Source organism: Microbacterium sp. B24 (assembly GCF_000333415.1).
Lineage (GTDB): Bacteria > Actinomycetota > Actinomycetes > Actinomycetales > Microbacteriaceae > Microbacterium.
Genome location: NZ_BADB01000053.1, coordinates 1 through 1,376 on the forward strand (window position 1 = coordinate 1; position 1,376 = coordinate 1,376).

2 protein-coding genes are annotated in these 1,376 nt (G+C 69.6%); both read left to right on the forward strand.

Annotated features, from left to right (window positions below; translation table 11 throughout):
• Nucleotides 1-66 precede the first annotated feature (66 nt).
• Entirely contained in the window at nt 67-744 is a 678-nt protein-coding gene (locus tag I5I_RS01190; RefSeq protein ID WP_036315407.1) for a pentapeptide repeat-containing protein, read from the forward strand.
• Nucleotides 741-1,310 (forward strand): GNAT family N-acetyltransferase, encoded by a 570-nt coding sequence (locus tag I5I_RS01195; protein WP_036315414.1) that lies wholly within the window; start codon nt 741-743, stop codon nt 1,308-1,310. Before I5I_RS01190 ends, I5I_RS01195 begins: the two co-directional genes overlap by 4 nt.
• Nucleotides 1,311-1,376: the final 66 nt, after the last annotated feature.

Sequence of the window (1,376 nt, forward strand, 5' to 3'; positions counted from 1 at the left end):
GAGCTCCCCGGTGATAGCCGGATCGGTGCTGATCAGACCATCATACCCGGCGCGTAGGCTCGAGGGATGGCTGCCCGTTCTTCCGGCGCTCTCGCCCCCCGGCCTCCGCGAATCAGCGCCCCCGACGTTCCCACCGACCTCGACGCGGTCAGCGCGCTACGCAGCCGGGCCGACCTGCTCGGCGTTCTCGTCGACGGCGTGGGCGGCGAGGTGGATGCAGCGCACTGCCGTCTCGTCGAGTCTCGGGTGGATGCGGCTTCCGGACCGGCCGCCGGTCACGTCGACGCCACGGGCGCCACGTTCGTCGACGTCGCGGTCGACCAGCTCCGCGCGATGGCACTGGTCGCGCGTGACGGAAGCTGGCGCAATGTCGAGCTGACCGGCGGGCGCATCGCGACGCTCGACGGGCTGCGGGTGCGCTGGGACAGCGTCGTGGTGCGCGGCGCGCACATCGACTACCTCTCGCTGCCGTCCGCCGAGCTCACCGACGTGCTCTTCGTCGACTGCAGCTTCGGCTCGATCGATCTGCCTGAGGCGCGACTCGCGCGGGTCGCCTTCGAGGGATGCCGCGTCGACGAGGTCGACACGCGTGGAATGCGAGGCGACGATGTGGATCTGCGCGGGCTCGAAGCGCTGGCATTCACCGATGTTCGTGCGCTCACCGGTGCCTGGCTCCAGCCCCGACAGGCTGAGCTTCACGCCCCCGCGTTCGCGCAGGCTCTCGGCATCCGGATCGTCGCGTGAACATCGCGACGGCGCGGCTGCGGCTGCGCGAGATGACCGACGAGGATCTGCCGGACCTGCGCGCGATCCTCCACGACCCGGAGGCGATGACGGCGTACAACGGCGCGTTCAGCGATGCGGAATCGTCGGCGTGGCTGCGTCGCATGCAGCAGCGGTACCGGGACGACGGTTTCGGGCTGTGGGCGGTCGTGCACAGCGGGACGGGCAGGATGATCGGGCAGTGCGGCATCACGCGGCAGCAGATCGATGACGACGAGATCGTCGAGGTCGGCTACCTGTTCCAGCGCGCTCACTGGGGTCACGGGTACGCCGTGGAGGCCGCCGCCGGGTGTCGTGACTGGGCATTCTCGACGCTGGGGATCGACGAGCTGTACGCGAAGATCCGCTCGACGAACGTGGCCTCGATGAACGTCGCGATCCGACTCGGCATGACGGTGCGCCGCACCTTCACCACCCACTACCGCGGCGTCGACATGCCACACCTCGCCTTCGCCGTCGACCGCAGTGCGTGGGAGCGTCACGCCGATGCGCGGCCGACTGGTTCGCGAGGAGATGTCGAGAACTGAGGATCGGATCGGGTCGGGCGTTCCTCGGGCATCGCCATCTTCTCGGCGCCGTCCCCGATCGCGCAG

Excerpts from the sequence above, each read along its gene's own strand:
- I5I_RS01190 (WP_036315407.1), top strand. The coding sequence starts at position 67 with ATGGCTGCCCGTTCTTCCGGCGCTCTCGCCCCCCGGCCTCCGCGAATC.